The following is a 22,957-nucleotide window of genomic DNA, read 5'->3' as shown; positions in this document are numbered from 1 at the left end:
AAACAAGGCCGCTGATGCGGCCTTGTTTTTGGCGAGAGGGATCAGGGCAGGGCATCGGGCCGGAAGCTGGCGCGGATCTGCGGCACCAGGCTCGAGGGGTCGAATCCCTTCTCCTCGCCCAGCACCGGATGGAGCAGGGGTTTGTCCTCGATGGGGGTGATATCCCCCGCCAGCAGCTGACGAGTGGCCTGACCCATCTGGTAGAGCTGGCGCACTGGCGCAAACTGGGTTGCCAGATTGAGGGGATCATCGGCGCGGGCAAAGGCCATCATGGGGATCTGGTAGGTGGCATCGCGCGTCGGTTTGTCACCGTGAATGCCCTTGCCGGCGGACATCAAAAACGGCTGGTGATCGCCAAAGGCCACCACCAGATAGCGTTTGCCCGACTGGTCGAGTGTCTTGAGCAGCCGCTCCAGCGAGGCCATGGCATCCACTACCCCGGTGTAGTAGGTGTTGAGCAGCTGGGTGTCGCTCTCGCTCTGGTTCGGGCAGGCGCCGCTGCGCTCCTGCCCCTGATAGCGGGGGCCATCGAAGGGGCCGTGCCCTTGCATGGTAACCGCGTAGGCAAACAGCGGCTGGCTATCCTGCTCGCTGCGCTTGAGCATATGGTCGATCAGCGCATCGTCGGAGATATAGAGCCCCTTGTGCTCGAGGGTGGTGAAGCGGGTATCGAACCAGCGCTCCTCGTAGCCGAGCGCCGGGATCGCCTTGGCACGGCCCCAGAATTTTTCTACATAGGGGTGGGCGAACAGCGTCTTATAGCCGCTCTGTCTGGCGCTCTGGGCCAGCCCCGGCACCTGCTCAGAGAGGTAGTAGTAGGGCACCACCCCCTGCTTGAGCAAGCCCACCGGCAGGCCGGTGTTCATCTCGAACTCCGCCAGCACCGTCATGCCACCGGTAGTGGGGGAGTGGATGGTTTTTTGCCACTGCTGCACGCTGGCAGGCAGGGAGAGGGTGGGGGCCGGGGCACAGATCCGCCCCTTCCAGTCGAGCCAGAGCGACTCATATTGCAGCACGATCACCAGATCCCAGCGCGGCGCAATGCCCTGGGGCGGATGGCTCAGTTGCGGGGTCAGCTCGTTGATCTGCAAGGGGTAGCGAAACACGCTGCCGCTTTGCAGCATCTCGTCCACCAGATTGAACAGATAGAGGCCGGGGCCGGAGCGGATGATGTCCCTGTGGTAGTTGACCGCACGGTCCACGTAACGAATGTTGGCCCCCAGCAGCTTGTTGCCGGTCTGGGTGGCAAACACGCACAGGGCAAAGAAGGTGGCGGTGGCGGCGGCGGTGCGCAGCACCCAGCGTGACAGGGCAAAGCGCCAGCAGAGAAACAGTGCCAGTAAAAGGGTGAAGATGGGCAGGATGGGGTGCTGGTCGAGCAGGATCCGCAGCAGCGCCAGCAGGTTGCCAAAATCATCACCCCCGAGCGGCACGCCGTAGATGGCGATCTTCATAAAGTTGGCGAGCAGGCCTATTCCCGAAAGCGCGGTAAAGACCAGTCCCATATAGAGGTTGAAACCCGCCAGCGCGCAGAGGCTCCAGCCCAGCACCATGCTGCCCCAGGCGAGATAGTAGTGCTCCGGCCGAAAGCCTGACCAGAGCAGAAACTCCCCCAGCTTGAACACCACGAAGCCGTGCAGCAGCACGAAGGTGAGGTTGCCGAGCAGCAGGCTGCCGATGATCCGCCAGCGCAGGCTGCGGCGCAGCGTTGGCAGCACCGTCTTGAGCACGGCGGCGCTCAGGGCCAGTACCAGCGTCAGGCTCACCACCAGATAGGTGAGGTTGAAGCCCTGCTCCGGCAGGGTTTGCAGGATCTGGCTGAAATTGCCGCTCTCGGGGCGATCTTTGAGCAGCAGACCAATGCGTAGCTGATAGCGGCTGGCCAGCGCATCGTCCGGGGCGCGCAGGGTGCTGTTGAGATCCAGCGAGCAGCGGTTATTGCGGCACACCTGACGCTTATCCACCGCTTGACTGAGCTGGTCGATCCGCTCCCCCTTGTCGTTGAGCAGCTCTACCCGCACCTTGTCCCCCGCTTGCAGCGGCCCTCGCAACTGCCACTGGCTCCGTACCACCAGATAGAGGCCGCGGCTGTCGCTTTTATAGAGCAGGGCGTGGCGGGTGAGGGTGGCCAGCGGATTGTCGGCGGGGCCCAGCACCAGCGGTTGGGCACGGCCCAGCCAGCTACCGGGATTGATAAGCGGCAACAACAGGGTCAGCAGCAGCAATCCGCCCAGCAGGGCAAGCAGCAGAGAGGGCAGACTCAGGACGCGGGGGCGGCCTGAGGAGGGGCGATTCATATAAGCTCATCCTTTGAGCGAGTGAGGGAGAGATCGTTCATCCGCATAGAGTTTGACCCGATGGTGCGGGCCTTGTTCCGGGTTGTCAATTTAATGACCACTCAATGAATATTTGGTTACAGTTCAACCTTGCAAATTGTGATCCCGATCGAGGGGTTGCACGGAATATGTGATGAAAGCGTCATCATGGGGTTTTGCCGCTGGCCTGGGAGAAAGGCGCTGTTTAGTCTCTCAATAGCGACAGGAGGTACATGTATGAATCCTAAGGTGATGGCGCGCCAGGCCAGATTGCTGCGCATGCTGGAGAGCAAGGAAGAGATCCGGATCGGGCGCGAGCGTGACTGCCCGTTGCCGCTGGCCCAGCTGGTCAAACTGAAGGATACCCATCCGGCTGTGATCAAGGTCTATCGTCACGGTCTCACCGCCGAGGTGTTTCACCTCAAGGTGGAGGGGCACCACTGGTGTCTCAAGCGGCGGCGTCAGGATTCGCTGGTGGCCAACCTCGATGGCAAGACCGCTTTTCTGACCGAGCTGGAGCGGCGGCGTGAAATCGAGGCGCTGCGCGAGCTGCACCCCACCATCCTCTCCCATGTGGTCTGCACCAGCTTTGGATCGGCGCGGGCCGGAGTGCTGGTCTCCCCCTGGTTGCGGGGTGTGCCGGTGCATCAGCTCAACGAACGTAATCTGGCCCAGATGCTGGAGGTGCAGGGGGAGCTGGCCCGCTGGGGCTGGTTTGACTGGGACCCGAGCCCGGGCAACCTGCTCGATGACGGCGAGCAGATCAGCGTGTTCGATTTTGGCTATATGTGGACCTTCGATCCCCGCTTTGAATACAACTCCAATGGTCTGGTCGACCCGCAGTTCCATGTACCGGAGCGGCTGGAGAGCCGCACCCTGTCAGGGCTTTGGCTCGATGAGGCCGATCCCTTGCCGCAATTTCGCTACTGGCGCGAGCTTTGTCTGAAATGGGTCAAACGGGAGATCCATCACCTGATCCGTGAAGGGGCCAGTGCGCCCGTGCTGGCCCGCCTGCACGCCCTGCAAGGGGAGTGGAGCGCCGCACTGGCAAGCGACGAGGCGCTGATCGCCAACTGGTGGCGGGACATGTATCGCAGCCACCGGCTCGATGTGGCCGATGATCTGAGCGGCCAGAGCTGCGGCCCGCTCACCCTGCGTCGCCTCGACTGGTTGATGCAGGCGGTGACGGATCACTATCCGCTGCTGGTGAACAATCTCTCGCCTCAGGAGACGGAGCTCGGCCAGACCGGGCTGCTGGCCCGCTTGCAGCAACTGCGCCGCGAAGCTGTGGCCTGCCAGTTGCCTGCCACCAGCCTTGCCTGAGCCAATACCTTTGCGGAGTACAAATGAACAGGGCGCCTTGTAGGCGCCCTGTTGCGTGTTCTAAATTGCCTCGGGTGAGGATCAGTCCAGCAGCTCCTGATGGAGGCGGTTGACGATATTGCCCGCCTCGCTCTCTTTGACCAGGAAGCAGAGGTTGTGGGCGCTGGCGCCGTAGCAGATCATCCGGATGTTGTGCTCGCGCAGGGCGTCAAAGACCTGACTGCCCACCCCGTTCACTTCGCTCATCCGGTTGCCGATGAGCGCCACCAGTGCCAGACCGGTTTCCACCTCTACCTTGCAGAGTTGCCCCAGCTCGGCCAGTACCTTGTCGCTCAGGAGCGGCTCGCCGTTGCTCTGGCTGCCGGTGTGATCCAGGGTCAGCGACACGCTCACTTCCGAGGTGGTGATGAGATCGACCGAGATGCGGTGACGGGCCAGAATGCCGAATACTTCCGCCAGAAAGCCGTAGGCGTGGAACATGTTGAGGCTGTGCAGGGTCACCAGCACCTGCTGGCGGCGCAGGGCGACGGCGCGAAACAGCGGGCTTGAATCTGTGCTGGCGCGGATCCAGGTACCACCGGCGGCCGGGTCCCTTGCAGAGCCGACAAACACCGGAATATTCTGGCGTACCGCCGGTTGCAGGGTGGCGGGGTGCAGCACCTTGGCGCCGAAGGTGGCCATCTCGGCCGCCTCGACAAAGCTGATTTCGGGAATGGGGCGGGCGCGGGTGACGAGGCGCGGATCCGTGGTGTAGATGCCGGGCACATCGGTCCAGATCTCGATAGTGGCGGCATCGAGCGCTTCGGCGAGCAGGGCTGCGCTGTAGTCAGAGCCGCCGCGACCGAGCGTGGTGGTGCGGCCATCGCCATCGGCGCCGATAAAGCCCTGGGTGATGATAAGGCTGTCGCCCAGCTGCGGGCCCAGCGTCTGCTGGCAAAGGGTTCGGGTGGTGGCCAGATCGACGGTGGCCTTGCCAAAGCGGCTGTCGGTGCGCATCAGCTGGCGCACATCCTGCCAGTGGGCCTTGACGCCGCGCTGGCGCAGCAGCTCGGTAAAGAGGCGGGTAGACATCAGCTCGCCGCAGGCGATGAGGCGATCGGCCAGCTCCGCATCGGTATGCTGGTGAGCTTGCTGGGCCATGAGGCGGATCTCGTCCAGCTGACCATGAATAAGGGCGCTCACATCAACGGGGTTGCCGAGATCGGTCAGAATGGCCTGCTGGATCCCGGCCAGTTTGGCTAGCTGCTCGTCGCGGCCCGCTTCGTCCAGCTCCCCTTGTGCCAGGGCGACCAGCAGGTTGGTGACACCGGCGCTGGCGCTCAGCACCACCATCCGGGTGGCGGGATTGGCCAGCACGATATCGGCGCAGTGGTTCATGGCCGCGGCGTTGGCGACACTGGTTCCGCCAAACTTGGCGACATTGATCGGGCTCATTGCTTACTCCTGTCTTAATTTAAGATTCCGGTTCCATCGGGCAAAAAAGAGAGGAGGAGGCTGAAAATGGCAGGAATGAACGAAGCTATCCCGGCCAGAAGCACTCCACCTGCAGAGCCCATCCCGTACCGCCCCTGACAGGGCGCGGTGGGGGATGATCACTACCGATGACAACCCGGGGGATTCAGCCCCCGCAGCCGACGTTGAGGTCACCAGTCTCCTCATTCGTCTCGGCGCTGCTCCCCCTGACCCAAGTTCACCGGACGCCGGCGTCCTCCCTTGGGCTGCCTGGGCAGCGCTCCTCTTCTGGCTCCACCAAGGCGGTGGAGTGCATTTAGAAATACCCTGCGTTGGATTGCACTGTCAATCGAGTTTGTGAAAAAGTTCAAATTGTCGGCTAACTCAACGCAGAATCAATGACTTAGGCAATGGTCTTTGACAAAACCTTGGAACGGCGCTGCCAGTTGTAGAGACGCTGACGCGCCACCGGCAGATCTTCCACTTCCAGCGGATCGAAGCCCCGCTCCCGGAACCAGTGGATGGAGCGGGTGGTGAGCACAAACAGGCGGCGAATGCCAAGCCGCTTGGCCCGCTCGGCCACCTTGGCCACCAGCTGATCTCCCCGGTTGGAGTTGCGATAGTCGGGGTGGATGGCGACGCAGGCCATCTCCGCCATCGCCTCTTCCATAAAGCAGTAGAGGGCCGCGCAGCCGATGATCAGGCCATCGCGATCGATGATGGTGAACTTGTCGATCTCCATCTCCAGCTGCTCGCGGGAGCGGCGCACCAGAATGCCTTCCTCCTCCAGCGGGCGAATGAGATCGAGAATGCCGCCGATATCCTCGATGGTGGCGGCGCGGGCCTGCTCGGCGCTTTCCCGCACGATCTGGGTGCCGAGGCCGTCACGGCTGAACAGCTCCTGCAACATGGCGCCATCATCCTGATAGCTCACCAGATGGGAGCGGGGCACCCCACCGCGGCAGGAGGCAATGGCCGCGCGCAGGTAGCGAGCGGTGCCGGACATCTCTTCACCCGCCTGCTCCAGCTCCACCAGCAGCTCTTCGGCCTGCTCGGGGAAGAGCTCGGAGATGGCTTCGCCGCGTCTGTCCATGACCCCCTGGGTGCTACTAAAGCAGATGAGCTTGTCCGCCTTGAGATCGACCGCCACCCGACGCGCCACCTCTTCCGAGCTCAGGTTAAAGCTCTCGCCGGTGACCGAGCAGCCGATGGGGGAGATGAGCACCAGACTCTTCTGATCGAGCTGGCGAGTGATCCCCTCCACGTCGATGCGGCGCACCCGGCCGCTGTGGCAAAAGTCGATGCCATCATCCACCCCGAGCGGCTGGGCGGTGACGAAGTTGCCGCTCACCACGCTGATCCGCGCGCCTTGCATCGGGGTATTGGCGAGCCCCATGGAGAGCTGGGCGGTGATGTCGTATTGCAGGCCGCCACACACCTGTTTGATGATGGTGAAACTTTCGTCATCGGTGACCCGGATCCGCTTGTGATACTGGGCCTCGATACCGGCGCGGGCCAGCGCTTCATCATTTTGCGGACGTGAACCAAACACCAGCACCAGGCGTATGCCCAGTGTCTGCAGCAGGGCGATATCGCTGACGATATTGGCGAAGTTGGGGTGGCAGATGGCTTCTCCCCCCATCATTAGCACAAAGGTGGCACCCCGATGCACATTGACATAGGGGGTGGATTGCCGAAAGGCATTGACCAGACTGGGTTCGCGTTCACGCACTTGATATTTCTTCCATAAAAAAACAGCGATTGGCTCAATATATGAAAATTAATTCACAAATCAAGACTAAATATTGATTTTGACTGTTTCTGGTCTACCAGAGACGGCTTGGCCGTGCGGATCGGGGAAGGGGGGCGGGAGGCTTAGATGGTATGACGGGGCGAGCGGGAAGGGGCCCGCCGGTTGATCCGGCGCGATAAACTGCTATCTTCGATGCTCCTTTTCGTCAGCTGTGTGATTTCACAGGGTTTTATACAAGGACAGAATTCATGGAACAGATTATTTCACCGGCAGATGCCCTGCCGGGACGACGCGAAGCGATGGTGATTGGTCAGCAGCATGCGGTGAACGGCAACCCGACCCAGGGCCCCTGGCCAGAAGGGATGGCGGTGGCCTGGTTTGGCATGGGCTGTTTCTGGGGCGTTGAGCGCCTGTTCTGGCAGCAGCCGGGGGTCTACTCCACCGCGGCCGGTTATCAGGGCGGTGTTACCCAGAATCCCACCTACAAAGAGGTGTGTAGCGGGCTGACCGGCCATGCCGAGACGGTGCAGGTGGTGTTTGATCCGGCGGTGATCAGCTACGGCGATCTGCTCCGACTGTTCTGGGAGCAGCACGATCCGGCGCAGGGGATGCGGCAGGGGGGCGATGTGGGCACCCAGTACCGCTCGGTGATCTTCTATGGCGACGAGAGCCAGCAGATCATTGCCCAGCAGAGCATGGCGGCCTATCAGCAGGCGATGGCGGCGAGCGGCGACAGCCGTGCCATCACCACCCGTATTCTGCCGCTGGCGCCCTTCTACTACGCCGAGGATTACCATCAGCAATATCTGGAGAAAAATCCGGATGGCTACTGCGGATTGGGTGGCATTGGAGTCTGTTTGCCGCCCAGCCTGAACCGCTGAACAGGTTTGTAGTCGATTTCTTAATAAAAGTGAAAATAAATGGTCGGAGGAGGGAACTTATTGCGACTAGTCGGGACTAACTAGGTAGCGTCCAGGGATCGGATGCAAAGTCCAGACACATTTCTTGCCTTGAAAACCACCTGATGAATGAACGCATGGGTGGATTGAAAATGATAGCAAGCAGGGCTGCCCACCAAGGCGGCCCTTTTCCTTATCTGCTGTTCTGAAACCTTGCGTTGGGCGGGAGAACCAAGCGGCAGATCAGCCGATGGCGCTGTCGAACAGGTTCTTGATAAGGTCGATAAACTCGATGAGGAAGGCTTTTTGTTCCGGGGTCGGGGCGCGCAGCCAGACGGCGGAGAGCACCTCTTCCAGATCGGCGACCACGGCGTCGGCCTCCTGCATAATGGCAAAACGCACCTTGGCATCGAGCTGGGGATTTTGCTCGCAAATAGCCATCAGGTTGCTGGCAACACGGCCACTGACCAGATCTTCGATGGTCTCTTCACCGTTGCTCTGCTGTTGGGATTCAAACAGTCCCAAACTCTCCACCAGATACTCGATCAGCGAGATATAGCCTTCACTTTCTACCACCATGGTTGCTGCCTCAATACAGTAACAATACGAAAATTAAGCGTATTTTAGTGGCTTGCCCTAGCTTGGCAAGCAGCAGTGCAGGCGATGGCGAGTAAAACTGACTCCGCCCCGCTCTACGCACTCCAGCCCGGTCAACGTAAAGCCATGTCGTAAAAATAGCTCATAACTGAAGGCGCTGGCCTCGGTGGTGATGTGCTTCAGACCGAGCGCCCGAGCCCCCGCCAGCGCCGTGGTGAGCAGCAGATTGCCCAGTCCCTGGCGCTGATGGTCGGCGCTCACATAGAGCAGACTGAGGTGGCCATCGGGGCTCAGGGTGACAAAACCGAGGGGCACATTGCCAAGCTCCGCCACCCAGCCGTGGTGTTCGCGCAACTGGCTGACAAAGCCGGGATGTTGTGAACCGAGCGCCCACTGCTCCACCTGTTCGGCGCTGTAGTGCTCGGGGCCGCTGCGTCGCACCGCCTGCTCAAACAGGGTCACGAGGGCGGGGATATGTGCCTCGCTAAGGGGGACAATACGTAATTCCGGGGTCATAAGGTCTGGTCGTCAGTGGGTTGGAGGGGGCGTGGCGCTTGTGGCCGTTTGGCTTTGGGCAGACCCGCGACAACACGCTCATAGGAGTGGTGCACCCAGCCCTGCCACCGATCGTCCGGCAGCGCATCGGTTAACGTCACCGTGTTCCAGTGCTGCTTGTTCATATGCCATCCCGGTTTGACCTCGGGGTGGATCTCGCGCAGCAGCAACGCCAGCTCGGGTTCGCACTTGAGGTTGATGGTGAGCGGCTCGGCCTGCCAATCCACCAGCGCAAACATCTTGCCCGCGATGCGGTAGACCAGGATCTCCGGACCAAACGGGGTATCTTCGGTGGCGCCCGGCAGGGTCAGCAGAAAGTGGCGCAAACGGGTCAAATCCATGGTGGGTTCTCGCGCAAGGGGTGATCCGGGTCATGTCAGGCGCATATCTATCGGCGGGCCTGTTCTGTTAATATGCGCGCAGCCGAGTATACCCCCCATCACCAAGGGAGCCTATTGGATGTTGTATCACAAGACTTTCGAACTGGGTCCCGAGCGGGATTGGGTGGTGTTTGTCCACGGCGCCGGTGGCAGCTCCTCCATCTGGTTCAAGCAGCTGCGCGCCTATCGCGAGCACTTCAACGTGCTGCTGCTGGACTTGCGCGGCCACGGCCAGTCCCACCAACTGCAACAGGTGGTCAAGGGCCACTACAGCTTTCGGGAAGTGACCGAAGATATCGTTCGGCTGCTCGATCATCTCGATATCCGCCGCGCCCACTTTGTCGGCATATCCCTTGGCACCATCCTTATTCGCCATCTGGCCGAACTCTGCCCGGAGCGGGTGAAAAGCATGGTACTGGGGGGCGCCATCCTGCGGCTCGATATCCGCTCGCGGGTGCTGGTGCAGCTGGGCCGACTCGGCCAGCACTTCCTGCCCTATATGTGGCTCTACCGGCTGTTTGCCTTCATCATCATGCCGCGCCAGCACCATCAGGAGTCGCGCAACCTCTTTGTGCGCGAGGCCCGCAAGCTCTGCCAGAAAGAGTTCAAACGCTGGTTCCGCCTCGCCACCGAGGTTAACCCGCTGATGCGTTACTTCCGCGAACGCTCCCTGCCCATTCCCACCCTCTATGTGATGGGGGAGGAGGATCATATGTTTCTGGCACCGGTACGCGAACAGGTGGCCCGCGATGCCAGCTCCTCACTGGCGGTGATCGAACAGTGTGGCCATGTCTGCAATGTGGAGCAGCCGGAGCAGTTTAATCGCCGTACTTTGGCATTTATTCAATCGCTGGGGAACGAGGAGATAAGATTTAATAGGGTCTGTAGATAAACTTAAATTGATAGTGTTTTATCTGACAACTGGGTTACTATTTTTTTATCTTGTTGATAAATTCAACGAGGCTATGAGGTGATGCATCGTCAGTAATAATTCCTGTCGATACAGGTCTAAATATAGCTTGCAATACTAAATTGCGCTCCTCGTTTGAAGATGCTCCTCCTTCGCTAATTAAAGCCAAGTATGCTTGCGTCATTACCACTCTTTCTTGAGAGTTCATTTGCATATGATTATGACTTAAATACATTCTAACTAGAATTCGAATCAACCATATTGCAAGGGATGTTGTGAACGCAACAACACCCACTTTACCCCATATAATTTGTTCGCTAGCAAGTATTTGCCATGCGACATAAGCGATGGGTAAAAAAATAATTAAAGATAGAAATATACTAGCCATGCCAAATCTGAATGCTGATTTCTTGTGATGCCTCACATTTTCAGACCAATACTGAACAGGAGCCTTAAGTTTCATTTTGTTTTTATATGCATCAACAAAACTATCAAATCTTTGTTTGGATGCTAACTTTTCTGCTTCTAATGCTTCGCGCAAAACTTTAATTGAATCATCATAGCCTTGTGATGCATGCCTTATTTTGGATTCCAGCTCAAGTTTCAATGCACCATCTAGATTGTTTTTAATTTCTTCAATATCAAGAACTGCTTTCTTCTGTTTGTCACTTTCAATTCTCAAGGAGTTACATGCAGATGTTAATTCAATTACAGCTTGCTGGCCGATCCGAAGTTCGTTGTTTAAATTATTTAATAATTCTTCTATATTTAAATCGTATTCTTTAGATTTCTTTTTTAGGTCTCTGATGGTCTCATTTATTTTTTCTTGTTCAGAAGCCAGTTCTCTTTTAAATCCTTTCTTGTAAAAAATAGCGTTGATAATCCCTTGAGTACGCTTATCAACGCCCAGAACAAATGCGAGCAGACACTCAGCCGCGATTTCCTTTTCTTGAATAGAGCATATAAATCGTCCTTTAGATGAAGTTGACATGATATAGGATGTCGTACTGAAAATAGCCGTGATATCTTCGAGGGTAGATTCATTGCTCTCACCTTTAATAATGAAGTCAGAGTCTTGGGGTTTTTCATTTTGGAATAAGTTAAAAAATTGTCTATATGCATTAAGATTTTCGAGTATGTTTGGATAACTCAATAGCCATTTCCAATTTAAAAACTCTTTGTTAATGATATCTAAATGGTCCATTATTTACTTCCAATAAAATGTTTAAAAGTTGCTTTATAAAGGGCTGCCTATTCTTTTTATTAGGTCAATGGATGAGGTGATTTTTACATATTCCTCTACGCTCATATATGCCAAAGTCAATAATGCCAATATAGCAAATAAATAAACGCTGAACCCTATATGTCCATTGAGTGGATACGCAGGCATTTGTACAATCATTAAAAGCCCTGACATCGCAGAGATGTAATATACAAACATATAAATCACTTTGTATATCTTGAGTTGTCTCAGCCCAAATTTGGTTTTGTATTCTAACTGCTGCTTTTGCTGATTGTATTTTAAGTAACTTTTCCCAAAAAGATAATCTTGAATATTTTTGCTGGGTGATTTAGTTTTTGTTAATAATTTTATTGCAGGGTAGTCTATAATCGTGCCAAATCTGTTTTGAAATATTTGCTCTGTAACTATATGGTAAGTAGTGGAGTTTTTTTTAATTTCCTCTATAAAAATAGAAATTCTACTATGCCGTTCATTTTTATAGCGATCTATGCGTGTTTTGACAATTTTAAATACGGTTACAAAAAGTATCATCACTAAAGCTGAAACTTTATCTATACCAAAAACGTCATAACCAAACTGTATTAATGATTCCAACTGTACACCTTTTAAATATTGAATATATGAAGGTTAGGAAGTATTAATGACGGGTGTGAGTAATCAAGCCATAAAGATAATCCAATAATTTTTATTTATTGAAAAAAATTGATATTGCTACCGCACGGGGTTACAGCTCCCCGAGTACTGCTTTTAACCAGATTGAAAATGGGTAAATCATGGGCTTACCTCGGCTGCCTTTGGGGCTATGAGTGCCGGATGAGAAAGATATCAAACGGCGACCAATCAAAGTGAGCAAAAAGTTAGTTATCGCTCGTATTTTGAAAGGTTTTTTGACGGGGATCAGCCTTGAGCCAAGTTGGCTGTGGGTTGAGTGGGCGAGGGGAGTTTAATAAATAAACAGATAAGGCATCCTTGGCTACTGGCGCCAAGTGACTGGAATGGCTGGGCAATATCACTGTGATGCCCTGTTATAAGGGCTATGGGTTTCGGGTCATCGAGCAGACCGACCACTCGGGTGGCCGGTATCTGCAGAGGGCCGCAGTCAGTGGGGGGGGAGGATTACTCACGGCCCTCTTTTTTGATCCCCAGCAGCCAAGGCACGATGGTCAGAATAAACAGCGCGATCAGGGTGGCGAGCACCGCGGTGGACTCTCGGCCCATACCCGCGGCAATACCGATGGCTGCGGTGACCCAGATACCGGCGGCCGTGGTCAGCCCCTTGGTTTCTGTTTGTCGGGTGCCCAGAATGATGGTGCCAGCCCCCAGAAATCCCACCCCGGCAGTGAGACCCTGCAACACCCGGGTCAGATCGGCAGTTGATGCGCCAGCTTGCTGGGGGATCAGCACGAACAGGGCGGCGCCAATACTGACCAGCATATGGGTGCGGATACCGGCACTTTTCCCTTTCTGTTCACGTTCGTAGCCTAATAGACCGCCGAGCAGACCAGCCACCAGCAGGCGCAATACAATCTGGGTCATCTGCTTGATATCTTGAATATCGGTGAACTCGGAGACGATGGTCTGCCAGATCTCTTGCCACATAAATGCCATCCTTGTGCATGTTGCATATGAATTGAACGAATCAAACCGGTTAATGCTGTCGCCATGGGGGCTGTACGAAAATACGCCATGAGACCTCATCCGCAGGGTATCAAACGCTGACTTCCCTTGTTGAGTAAAAAGTGTTGAGTAAAAAGCTGTCCAAGTTGTCGGATTTTAATGAGTTCTTGATAGCGCCCCGCTTTTTAAGCGAGCGTCAGAATAAGGGATAACCGGCGATGGCCGCAGGCTTAATAGCCGGTCATTTCCAGATAGCCGACCCCCTTGGCATCCCCCGAGACAGAGACTGCACCCTCCCAGTAGTCAAAGCGGCCTGTCATGGCCTGATTGGGCTGACGCGCTTTGATGGTGAGGTTCATCCCGGCGGCGTTTAGCTGCCACTCGACGGGGTAATCCTGCCCCTTGGGGCCGCGCCAGGTGTTGCCCGGCGTAAGGCGAATGGCGTCGGGGGCGAGCACCCGGCTGCTGCCATCCCGCTCAATCAAAATGCCGTAGCGGTTCTCGGGCTCTGCGCGGCCCGCCTTGGTGCGCAGGCGAAACAGCATCAGCTCGCGGCCATCGGCCAGTTGCAGCGAAAACCAGTCCCAGCCCGATTGCCATTCGGCCAATACCGAGCTGCTCCACTCGTGATCAAACCACCCTTGTCCGGTGACGGTGCGGGTCTCGCCATCGCGAGTCAGGGTGCCGCGAAGAGTGAGGCGCGGGTAGGAGTAGTAAAAGGAGGCGTTGCCCGGGCTCTTCTCGCTGTAACCGGCCTTGCCTTGCAGCACCAGCGGCTTGGCGGCGGTGACGGTGAGGTTCAGCTCGCCAATCTTGCTCTGCACCTTGAGGGTGGCGGGGAAGAGCGCAGCCCCTTGCGAGGCAAGTCGCCACTCCTTGAGCCAATATTGGCCGCCGCTGGCCCCCGCCAGCCCCGGCCCCTGCCGACTGGCCCGTTCATCTTGCTGGTGAGTGCCACGGTCGAGATCCGTGATGGCAAACTGGGCCAGCCAGAGCTGGGGGGTGAGCCAGGGGTTGCCGGTGCGAAGATCTTGTTCGATCCCTTGGCGAAACAGGGTCCACTGCATGCCATATTCGCGCCCCTGTTCATCCTTGAGGTTGCCGGTGAGATACCACCACTCGGAGCGGTAATCGGGGTGGGCGGCGTGATCCTCCGGCAATTGGATAGTTTGCCCCGGCAGCACCTTTTTAAAGCTGTCGTTGCCACCCCCGAGCAGGGCGCCCAGATCGCTGGCCTGCGCGCTGCCGATCATGGCAATCAGCGGGATCAAGAGGGCGGCGAGCCACAGGGGCCGTAAGGAGGACAAGATCCCCCTCACCCTGGCCCTCTCCCGAAGGGAGAGGGGATGGTTCAATGCCGCACTCTGCTCTTCTCTGCGCTTAAGAAGGGGCGGAGAGAGGGAAGTGGTCAATGGGGTCGTCAAGCCATGGCTTAGCCAGTGCGCTAACCGATATTTCATACCACTCTCCTTGCCGCATACCAGGAGGCCAATGCGCCACAGACCGGCGCCAGCAACAGGGCGGTGACGGCATGGAGGGGGGCGGCCTCGAAGGCGAGGCGCCAGCCAAAGGCGCGGGGGTTAACCACCTCGATCAGCACCCAGGCGAGGCCATACCCCACCGGCAGCGCCAGCAGGGCGGTGAGCAGCCCCAATCCCGGCCCTTGCCATACCAGCAGACGGCGGCAGTGGCGGGGGCTCAAGCCCAGACTCTGCAAGGTCTGCAGCTCGCCACGGCGTGCCAGCCCCAGCACCATAAAGGCCGAGCCGATCCCGACAAAGGCGATGCCGAGGATCAGCAATTTCAATAGCTCGGTTACCACAAAGGTCTGATCAAACACCTTGAGGGCGGCGCTGTGGATGGCGGGGGCTGACAGCAGATTGAGCTGCTCGCCAAAGCGCTCGCGCAGGCGGTCGGTCAGCTGTTCGGGGTCGTTGCTAAATAGGGCGAGGGATTGCACCGCTCCCGCCTCGAAGGCGTGCAGGATTTGCCCCTTGTCGCTGCCGTAGTCCTGATAGACGCCGGTGACGGTGAACTGCCTTGGCCCCTGCTCACCGCTGATCGCCAACTGCTGGCCCACCTTGACCCCGAGGCGCACCGTCAGCGGTTCGCTCGCCAGCACTTCGTCGGGACGGGTCGGCCAGCGTCCGGCCAGCAGCGGATAGGCCGCTTTAAGCTGGGGAATAAAGTCCATCTGCGCCCACTCGATGGGCTGCCCCTGCCAGCGGGCAGGGTGCACCGAGCGGCGCGAGGCGGCGCTCACCAGCGGATTGGCGAGCAGAGTTTTAAGGGTGGCTTCGTTCAAGGTGCCCTTGTTGCCCGCCACCCCCTTGGGGGCGGTGACATAGAGATCGGCGGCCAGACGCTGGCCGAGCCAGATCTCCACGCTTGAGCGAAAGCTCGACACCATGACCCCGATGCCGATGGCCGCCGCGATGGCCAGCTGCAACGCCATCACCGCGATGGCGGTGCGATCGAGGTGATAGAGGGTCTCGGCCACCCCGAGCCGGGCGGTGAGGGGGCCGCCCGCGCGCCGTCGCAACCAGCCAAGCAGGCCGCGCAGGGCATCGGGCAGCCAGAGCGCCATGGCCAGCAGCCAGCCTCCGGCGATAAACAGCGCACCGGTGAGACCGGTTTGCGGCAACCACAGGCACAGAGCGCACAGCAGCAAGATGACGATGGCCAGCACGCGCCGTCGCCACGGATGAGCGGGAGGGCGGCTGCTGCCGGCGCGCAGTTCGAGGGGGGATTGGCTCAGCAGTTGCCACCAGCCGGGCAGGTTGGCGGTCAGCGTGCCGAGCAGCCCGATCAACAGCGCCTTGAGCAGGCTCACAGGGGAGAGGCGAAGCAGATCGATGGGGTTGGGCCCATAGAGATCGGCCAGCGCCTGGGTCAGCTGGCCCATCAGTGCCAGCGCCAACAGGCTCCCCAGCAGCACCCCTAGCAGGGTGCCGAGGGTGGCAAGAATAAACAGCTCCAGGATGAGCCAACGTAGCACCCGACTCGGCCCCATTCCCAGAATGATCAACTGGGCCAGCTGGGGGCGGCGCACGCTCTGGACAAATCGCTGGGCGTTGAACACCAGAAACAATCCCACCGCCATAGCGAGCAGTGACAGCGCCGTCAGGTTAAGGGCCAGCGCATCACCAAGCTGGCTGGCATCGAGCGCCGGGCTGATGGGCTCAAGCCACAAGGGCTGGTTCGGATAATCGGTTTGCAGGGTGGCCTGCAGGGTGCGAGCCTCGGCGTCGCTTAATTTGAAGACGATGCGATCGAGCCGACCCGCTTTGCCCAGCAGCGGTTGGGCGAGGCCGATGTCGGTTATCAGCAGTCGCTCCATGGGCACGGCGCCCGGTTCAAACGTGCCCGCCAGCGTCAGGGTCAGGGCGCTGGCGCCATCGCTGCCACCCAGCACAAAGCGGCGACTCTGGCCCGCTTGCCAGCCAAGGCGCTCCGCTTCGGGGGTTGCCAGCCAGATGCTGTCGGCACGGTTGAGGGAAAAGTCGGGCTCGCTTGCGGGTTGGGCGCCAAACAGCTGGCGCAGGGGGCCGGGGTTGAAGAGATCCATTCCCAGCAGTTGAAAGCTGCGCCCCTCTTCATCCTTGAGCCAGCCATGGAGCTGGGGCATGGCATCGAGGGCGGGCTGGCTGGTCACCAGCTGCACGTAAAGCTGCTCATCCAGCCCGCCTGCAGGAGCCAGCCGGTAGTTGGCTTCCCCTGCCAGCTGGCTGCGGGCGGCGACAAAGTTGGTGCGAGCGCTGTGATTGAGCAGCTCGATGGCCACCACCAGCGACACTCCCAGCACCAGCCCGGCCAGACTCATCAGCAGCAACCAAGGGTGACTGCGATAGAGGCGCAGCAGCGCTTTGAGTGGCAGCATCAGCGTGCTCCCGGTAGGTGCAGTTGCTGTTTAGTCATGACGGGGCCCCTTGAGCTCGATAAGTTGACCCCCTTCGAGGCGCAGCACCCTGTCGGCCAGCTCGGCATAGGCGGGGTTGTGGCTCACCAGCAGCAAGCCTGCGCCTGTGCCCCGCACTGCCGCCACCATCAACGCCATTACCTGTTCGGCATTGTGCTCATCAAGGCTGCCGGTGGGTTCGTCGGCGAGCAGCCAACTAGGTTGATGGATAAGGGCGCGGGCCAGCGCCACCCGCTGTCGCTGACCGCCGGAGAGCTGCTCCGGCCAGGCATGGCGCTTGTGGCTCATATCGAGCCGGTGCAGCAACTGGTCAATCTTTGTCTCATCCGGTGGCATACCGTTAATGGCGAGCGGCAGGGCCAGATTCTCGGCCACGTTCAGGGTCGGCAGCAGGTTGAAATCCTGATAGACGATACCGAAATGGCGGCCCCGCAGGCGCGCCCGCTCGTCGGGGGAGCGGGTGTCGATCCGGGTCTCCCCCAGCCAGATCTCCCCTTCATCCGGTGCAATCAGCCCGACGATCAGATTGAGCAGGGTGGACTTGCCGCAGCCGCTTTGGCCCAGCAGCAGGGTGATCTCGCCAGCGGGGAGGGCGAGATCGAGATGGTGGAACAGCGGCAGTCGTTCACTGCCGTTATCGAAGCTTTTGCAGAGGTTGCGCAGGGTCAGCATGGGATAACCGTTTGATGGTCAATGGCTTTCATCATGCTTGGTACGCTAGCACGGCCAGCATTGATCAACACCCCTTACGGCTGATCAAGAGTGCCAGTTAGTGATCAAGGCGGCAAAAGAGCAGTGGATCCTCGCTGGATCCCGCTTGCCCGAGGTGGTTAGAATAGGGGCTTCCATGGGTCACAGGATGAGCAAGGATGTTACACAAGCAAGTCAGTTTTATCATCGATAGCAAGGGCAACAAGCAGGCTGCCGTCGTCCCCATCGAGATCTACAACGAGCTGATGACCCTGCAAAAGGCACTCTCCGACAACCGGCCGGGGGAGCGCGAGCTCTACCACTTCAACGGCAAAGGGGCAGAGGCCCACGGTTATCCGGTGGGCAAGCGGCAAAATCCGGGCTTTATGGTGCTGGCCGGTTCCACCGCCAATGGCGAGGATGCCGCCTCCCTGCGTGAAGCGGTGATCGAGCTGCGTCACGAACTGCTGGAAAAGGGGGTCATAGTGCCCCGCAGTCAGGGTGGCTTTGTCTTTACCGCCGATCAGCTGTTCAACAGCCCGAGTCTGGCGGCCAGTCTGGTGGCGGGCAATAACCGCAGCGGTCTGGATGCTTGGCAAAACAGCGCAGGCTATACCCTCAAGCAGTCGGGTTTCGGCAAGAAATAATCCCGCGTTTCGACAGCAAACCAATTAAGCGTTAATTGACCTGGATGAATTTTTCTTTTCATCCAGGTGCTAGCATCATTGCCAGATGGTTCTAAAAGGAAGAGACCATGTCTGCGCTCACCCCTGTTATTTTGCTGCTGTCCCTGTTTATCCCTCCCGCCCATGCCAGTAGTGGCCCAGTTCTGTTGACATCCTCCGCCATCGGACTTTTTTGTGTCGGATTGTTTGTGTTGGCCTACGCCCTGGTGATGGCTGAAGAGTATCTGCAACTGCGCAAGTCCAAACCCGTGCTGGTGGCCGCCGGGGTGATCTGGATCCTGATCGGTATCGCCTATGCACAGCAGGGGATGAGTCCGGCGGCCGAGCAGGCCTTCCGCCATACCCTGCTGGAATATGCCGAGCTGATGCTGTTCCTGCTGGTGGCGATGACCTATATCAACGCCATGGAGGATCGGCGGCTGTTCGATGCCCTGCGCGCATGGCTGGTGCGATCCGGCTTTCACTTGCGCACCCTGTTCTGGTTGACCGGCGGGCTTGCTTTTTGTATCTCGCCAGTGGCAGACAACCTGACCACTGCGCTCTTGATGTGTGCCGTGGTGTTGAAGGTGGCCAACGGTGATCGGCGTTTTGTCAATCTTGCCTGCATCAACATAGTGATCGCCGCCAACGCCGGAGGGGCGTTCAGTCCCTTTGGCGATATCACCACCCTGATGGTGTGGCAGGCGGGCAAGGTGCAATTTGGCCAGTTCTTCACCCTGCTTATTCCCTCTCTGCTCAATTTTCTGGTCCCGGCCATCCTGATGAGCCTGATGGTGCCGCGTCATGTGCCGGAGGCTGATAACGAGGTGGTCGATCTCAAGCGGGGGGCCCGCCGCATCGTCGCGCTGTTCTTGCTGACCATCATCACGGCGGTGCTATGCCACAGTTTCCTCCATCTGCCACCCGTACTGGGCATGATGCTGGGGCTCGGTTATCTGCAGTTTTTCGGGTTTTATCTGCGCAAGTCGTTACCGCGCTCGCTGGCCCGCAAGCGTGCGCTCTATGAACGCAATGGTGATGAGGTACGGTTGCGCAGTCTGGGTTCTGTGGTGCCATTTGACGTGTTCAACAAGGTGGCCAAGGCGGAGTGGGATACCTTGCTCTTCTTCTACGGGGTGGTGATGTGTGTCGGTGGGCTGGGCTTTATGGGGTATCTGGAGCAGGTGTCACACTGGCTGTATGCCGGTGGGGATCCCACCATGGCCAACATCTTCATCGGGGGCTTGTCGGCCATCGTGGATAACATTCCCGTGATGTTTGCCGTGCTGTCGATGAACCCGGATATGGCGCTGGGGCAGTGGTTGCTGGTGACCCTGACCGCCGGAGTGGGCGGCAGCCTGCTCTCCATCGGCTCTGCGGCCGGTGTTGCCCTGATGGGACAGGCCCACGGCATGTATACCTTCTTTGGCCACCTGAAGTGGCTGCCTGCCATCTTGCTCGGTTATCTGGTGAGCATAGGGGCGCACCTCTGGCTCAACAGCGCCCAGTTCTGAACGTCTGGCCACCAGTACGAAAAGAGGCTTCCGTTGACGGAAGCCTCTTTCTTTTTCCTGGCCGGGGGAGGGGGATCAATCGCCTCGCTTGCCGGTCAGCAGCCAGTAACTCAGGGTGGAGCCCACGCCGCAGCAGGCGATGGCAATGGCCATGGGCAGCGGCGAGTGGGGCGGATTGAGGTTGACCAGAATGCCGACCAGGGCGCCGATGCCAAAGCGCAGGGTGCCCGCCAGTGCCGAGGCTGTGCCCGCAGATTGCGGGAAGTGGCCCATCAGGCCGGTCATGGCGTTGGCGCCCACCAGACTGATATGGCCGACAAACAGCACCACCGGAATGACGATGCCCCACAGACCGCCGGTCTGGCTCCAGGCGTTGTAGACCAGCAGGGCGCCCGCGCAGGGCAGCACCAGCAGGCCGTATTGCAGCATCCGCTCGGCGCCCACCCCTTTCACCAGTCGGCTATTGACGAAGGTGACCACCATCATCAGCAGAATATTGAGGCCAAACAGCCAGCCGTAGTGCTCGGTCGGCACCTTGAAGTACTCGATATAGACGTAAGGGGAGCCGCTTAAGAAGGCGAACATGCCGGAGCTGGAGAGGGAGCCGCACAGCACGTAACCCATGGCGCCGCGATGGGAGAGCACCCCCCAGTAGTTCTTGAGGATCTGGCCGATTTTGAGCGGCTGACGGTGCTCCGGTTTCAGGGTTTCCTGAATTTTCCACTGCATCACCAGACAGATCAGCAGACTGATACCCACCAGCAGCCAGAAGATCACCCGCCAGTCGGCGTGGGCACTGATATAGCCGCCCACCACAGGCGCCACCAGCGGCGCCAGCGTCATCACCAGAATGACGAACGACATGGCGCGGGAAAACGCATCCTTCTCGAACAGATCGCGCAGCAGGGCATTGACCACCACAGAACCCGCCGCACCGCCTGCCGCTTGCAACATTCGATAGGCCAGCAATTCAGGCAGGGAGTCCGCCATGGCGCAGCCCACCGAGGCGATGGCAAACATCACCAGCCCCGCCAGGATCACCGGCTTGCGGCCATAGCTGTCGGCGAGCGGGCCGTAGAAGAGCTGGCCGATGGCAAAGCCGCCCAGAAAAGCGCTGATGGTGAGCTGGGCACCGTCGATGCTGGTGGCCAGATCCCGGGCAATGGCAGGAATGGCGGGCAGATACATATCCACCGCCAGCGGGGTCAGGCCCGCCAACGCGCCAAGCAGAATAAAGAGAACGCGGGGTGAGAGAGGGAGGGGATGTCTGTGGGGCATAAGTTATCCGGTCGTGAACTATGGCGGCAGAAGAAGAGCGGGAATTCTATCAGCTTTAGCGTCGTCGGGCATGGCGTTCCTGCCCCCTCACCGGAGGGGGCAGGTGTTAGCCTTGGCGCTGGCGCCGCAGGGTGCGGATCTGACTGGCCAGCTGCAGGCTCCAGAGCAACCAGGCGATGAGAGAAAGGCCGTAACCGAGCCGCTCCGACCAGCGGGCGGTCAGGGTGAAGGTAACCTGATGGCGACCTGCAGGCACCCACACCTGTATCAGCCCATTGCGGGTGCTGCTGATGGTCAGTGGCAAGGTTTCATCCAGCTTGGCTTGCCAGCCCGGGTAGTCAAATTGGTGCAGGATCAGTTTGGTAGGAGCAGGGGCATCAACGGTCAGAACGATCTGCCGTGGCTGCCAGTTGAGGATCTGCCATGAGATCCCTTGCTGCTCTGTGGTGACTGCGGGTTGAAATTCATCTTTCCAGGCCAGCAGGGTCGGTGAAAACATGCCTTTTGGCACCTGCTTTGGCCGGTATTCGCGGGCGCTGCGTTTGCTGTCAAACTCCCCGTCCAACGCGCTCTTTGGCGGCGCCTGAGTGAGTGGCGACTCATGCACATAGACCGCCTGCGAAAGCAGGGTGAGGGCCAGTACCGCCCACCAGAGCCCTTGCCATGGTCGATAGGCGGGGGCGCCCAGCGCCACCACCGCCACGGTAGCGATCACCAGCAGCAGATTGAGCCGCCAGGGAAACTGGACCAACTGTAGTGGAGGTAGCAGGTGCCAAAGTGGCTCGCTCAAGGGGAGCATCATTAAAAAGCTGAGGGTGCCCAGGGTGCCCCAGATCAGCAGTTCTGGATGGCGTGGCTCCCGTGCCGCGGCCCATGCCACCAGTAGCAGGACGAGGGTGAGTAGGGTCAGCCAGGCCAGATGGCCGCGAAAACGCCAGTCACTACTACTTTCGGGCAGACGGTCAAGGAAATTGCGCTGAAACTCGAACATGCCAATGCGCATCTGCTCCATGGAGATCCCCCCCTGATCCAGCAGAGCGGGCAGCAGTAACAGGCTGGCCATCGCCAACCCCCAGAGCTGGCCCAGCAAGGTGCCGATAAATGGGGCGGCGGTGACAGGGATACTGACAAGCGTTGTGCTCCTCTTGTAGCGCCAGACCAGCAGCAGGCTGCGCAGGGTGAGCAAGCCCAGAATGAGCAGGGTGCTTGGTAGATGGGAAAGCGTCAGCATGGAGACGGCCAGTGCGAGCAGCAGTAGCGCAAAGGGGGCGCCGCGGCAGAGGCGATCCTGCGCCAGCAGTGCCAGCGGTGCCCAGACGAAGGCCCAGCTCTCCGCCAGGGCAAAGCGGGCGTAGATATCGATGGCCAGATGATAGGGCAGCGCCATATAGAGCAGACTGGCCGCCAGCGCCCGTCCGTGGCCGGCAAAGGGGCGCAACCAGAGATAGGCAAACAGGCCGGAGAGCCAGAGTGCCACGCTGCTGCTCCAGAGCAGCGGCGTCATCGCCTCGTGGGCCAGTGGGGTGGGGCCGGCGAACAGGGCGCTCACATAGTAGGGCAGGGGGGGATAGAAGAAAAAGACCGGGCTGCCAAAGGCGCCGTTCATCTCCATCAACCAGCGCGGATAGAGCTCACCTTGCCACAGTTGCACGGCAAAGAAGTGACCGGAGAGCAGGTGGTGAAACAGATCATGGCCCTGACTGCCGCCACGCAGCCAGAATGGCAGCAAAAGGAGGGCACAGGCCCCGGTCAGCACCGACAAAACCCACAGCCACTCTCTGGTTACACGCATAAGGAGACTCGTCTGTTATGGATGCGCAGTGAGTGTAACCGAGTTGTTCCCCTCA

At 58.8% G+C, this 22,957-nt stretch carries 19 protein-coding genes and 1 riboswitch; of the genes, 5 read left to right on the top strand and 14 right to left on the bottom strand.

The features are described 5' to 3' along the window. Positions 1-41: 41 nt before the first annotated feature. Positions 42-2,297, bottom strand: a complete 2,256-nt coding sequence (locus tag BN1115_RS14065; RefSeq protein WP_042657637.1) for an LTA synthase family protein — start codon at positions 2,295-2,297, stop codon at positions 42-44. Positions 2,298-2,552: 255 nt separating this feature from the next. On the opposite strand from BN1115_RS14065, the gene BN1115_RS14060 reads away from it, so the two are divergent. Next, positions 2,553-3,638, top strand: coding sequence for a protein kinase family protein (locus tag BN1115_RS14060; protein WP_042657636.1), 1,086 nt, complete (start codon positions 2,553-2,555; stop codon positions 3,636-3,638). A gap of 81 nt (positions 3,639-3,719) precedes the next feature. Here BN1115_RS14060 and lysC read toward each other — a convergent pair whose 3' ends face one another. Both lysC and argA read right to left on the bottom strand, forming a co-directional pair. Further along, entirely contained in the window at positions 3,720-5,072 is a 1,353-nt protein-coding gene (lysC, locus tag BN1115_RS14055) for a lysine-sensitive aspartokinase 3 (protein ID WP_042657635.1), read from the bottom strand. A 90-nt stretch (positions 5,073-5,162) separates the two neighbouring features. After that, positions 5,163-5,386, bottom strand: a riboswitch (Lysine riboswitch). Between the two features lie 107 nt (positions 5,387-5,493). Continuing rightward, complete coding sequence (gene argA, locus BN1115_RS14050; RefSeq protein WP_042657634.1) at positions 5,494-6,822, bottom strand: amino-acid N-acetyltransferase; 1,329 nt, start codon at positions 6,820-6,822, stop codon at positions 5,494-5,496. 269 nt (positions 6,823-7,091) lie between these two features. Between argA and msrA the strand changes: the two genes are divergently transcribed. Next, on the top strand, positions 7,092-7,724 hold the full coding sequence (gene msrA, locus BN1115_RS14045) for a peptide-methionine (S)-S-oxide reductase MsrA (RefSeq protein WP_042063404.1): 633 nt from the start codon (positions 7,092-7,094) through the stop codon (positions 7,722-7,724). A 261-nt stretch (positions 7,725-7,985) separates the two neighbouring features. Here the strand turns inward: msrA and BN1115_RS14040 are convergent, their stop codons facing one another. Genes BN1115_RS14040 through BN1115_RS14030 form a run of 3 tightly spaced genes read right to left on the bottom strand, consistent with a single transcriptional unit; the run spans position 7,986 to position 9,235 of the window. Then, complete coding sequence (locus BN1115_RS14040; protein ID WP_042063403.1) at positions 7,986-8,321, bottom strand: DUF3802 family protein; 336 nt, start codon at positions 8,319-8,321, stop codon at positions 7,986-7,988. Between the two features lie 57 nt (positions 8,322-8,378). After that, the gene (locus BN1115_RS14035; protein WP_042657633.1) at positions 8,379-8,855 is read right to left on the bottom strand and encodes a GNAT family N-acetyltransferase; all 477 of its coding nucleotides are present in this window, start codon (positions 8,853-8,855) and stop codon (positions 8,379-8,381) included. Beyond that, the gene (locus BN1115_RS14030) at positions 8,852-9,235 is read right to left on the bottom strand and encodes an MmcQ/YjbR family DNA-binding protein (RefSeq protein ID WP_042657632.1); all 384 of its coding nucleotides are present in this window, start codon (positions 9,233-9,235) and stop codon (positions 8,852-8,854) included. Before BN1115_RS14030 ends, BN1115_RS14035 begins: the two co-directional genes overlap by 4 nt. A gap of 118 nt (positions 9,236-9,353) precedes the next feature. Here BN1115_RS14030 and BN1115_RS14025 point away from each other — a divergent pair, with 118 nt between their 5' ends. After that, a complete protein-coding gene (locus BN1115_RS14025; protein WP_042657631.1) occupies positions 9,354-10,166 on the top strand; it encodes an alpha/beta fold hydrolase in 813 nt (270 codons plus the stop codon). 37 nt (positions 10,167-10,203) lie between these two features. Here BN1115_RS14025 and BN1115_RS14020 read toward each other — a convergent pair whose 3' ends face one another. From BN1115_RS14020 to BN1115_RS13995, 6 genes are all read right to left on the bottom strand, one after another. Beyond that, complete coding sequence (locus BN1115_RS14020) at positions 10,204-11,388, bottom strand: DUF6161 domain-containing protein (protein ID WP_042657630.1); 1,185 nt, start codon at positions 11,386-11,388, stop codon at positions 10,204-10,206. 33 nt (positions 11,389-11,421) lie between these two features. Next, positions 11,422-12,021 (bottom strand): hypothetical protein, encoded by a 600-nt coding sequence (locus tag BN1115_RS14015; protein ID WP_042657629.1) that lies wholly within the window; start codon positions 12,019-12,021, stop codon positions 11,422-11,424. A gap of 522 nt (positions 12,022-12,543) precedes the next feature. Further along, positions 12,544-13,026, bottom strand: coding sequence for an MgtC/SapB family protein (locus BN1115_RS14010; RefSeq protein WP_170872271.1), 483 nt, complete (start codon positions 13,024-13,026; stop codon positions 12,544-12,546). A gap of 248 nt (positions 13,027-13,274) precedes the next feature. Then, positions 13,275-14,315, bottom strand: a complete 1,041-nt coding sequence (locus tag BN1115_RS14005) for a lipocalin-like domain-containing protein (protein ID WP_175566094.1) — start codon at positions 14,313-14,315, stop codon at positions 13,275-13,277. Positions 14,316-14,500: 185 nt separating this feature from the next. Next, on the bottom strand, positions 14,501-16,924 hold the full coding sequence (locus BN1115_RS14000) for an ABC transporter permease (RefSeq protein ID WP_042657628.1): 2,424 nt from the start codon (positions 16,922-16,924) through the stop codon (positions 14,501-14,503). A 30-nt stretch (positions 16,925-16,954) separates the two neighbouring features. Next, the gene (locus BN1115_RS13995; RefSeq protein WP_042657627.1) at positions 16,955-17,635 is read right to left on the bottom strand and encodes an ABC transporter ATP-binding protein; all 681 of its coding nucleotides are present in this window, start codon (positions 17,633-17,635) and stop codon (positions 16,955-16,957) included. A gap of 197 nt (positions 17,636-17,832) precedes the next feature. Between BN1115_RS13995 and BN1115_RS13990 the strand changes: the two genes are divergently transcribed. After that, on the top strand, positions 17,833-18,300 hold the full coding sequence (locus BN1115_RS13990; protein WP_005333716.1) for a DUF4357 domain-containing protein: 468 nt from the start codon (positions 17,833-17,835) through the stop codon (positions 18,298-18,300). A 107-nt stretch (positions 18,301-18,407) separates the two neighbouring features. After that, positions 18,408-19,832, top strand: coding sequence for a sodium:proton antiporter NhaD (gene nhaD / locus BN1115_RS13985; RefSeq protein ID WP_042657626.1), 1,425 nt, complete (start codon positions 18,408-18,410; stop codon positions 19,830-19,832). A gap of 75 nt (positions 19,833-19,907) precedes the next feature. On the opposite strand, the gene BN1115_RS13980 is transcribed toward nhaD, so the two are convergent. After that, positions 19,908-21,110: a Bcr/CflA family multidrug efflux MFS transporter gene (locus BN1115_RS13980; protein ID WP_042657625.1), complete on the bottom strand. Its 1,203-nt coding sequence runs from the start codon at positions 21,108-21,110 to the stop codon at positions 19,908-19,910. A 106-nt stretch (positions 21,111-21,216) separates the two neighbouring features. Next, positions 21,217-22,902 (bottom strand): hypothetical protein, encoded by a 1,686-nt coding sequence (locus BN1115_RS13975; protein WP_042657624.1) that lies wholly within the window; start codon positions 22,900-22,902, stop codon positions 21,217-21,219. Positions 22,903-22,957 lie beyond the last annotated feature (55 nt).

The organism is Aeromonas allosaccharophila, from assembly GCF_000819685.1.
GTDB classification, from domain to species: domain Bacteria; phylum Pseudomonadota; class Gammaproteobacteria; order Enterobacterales; family Aeromonadaceae; genus Aeromonas; species Aeromonas allosaccharophila.
Note: the sequence above shows the minus strand (reverse complement) of the source record. Positions and strands in the feature narration are given on the sequence as shown.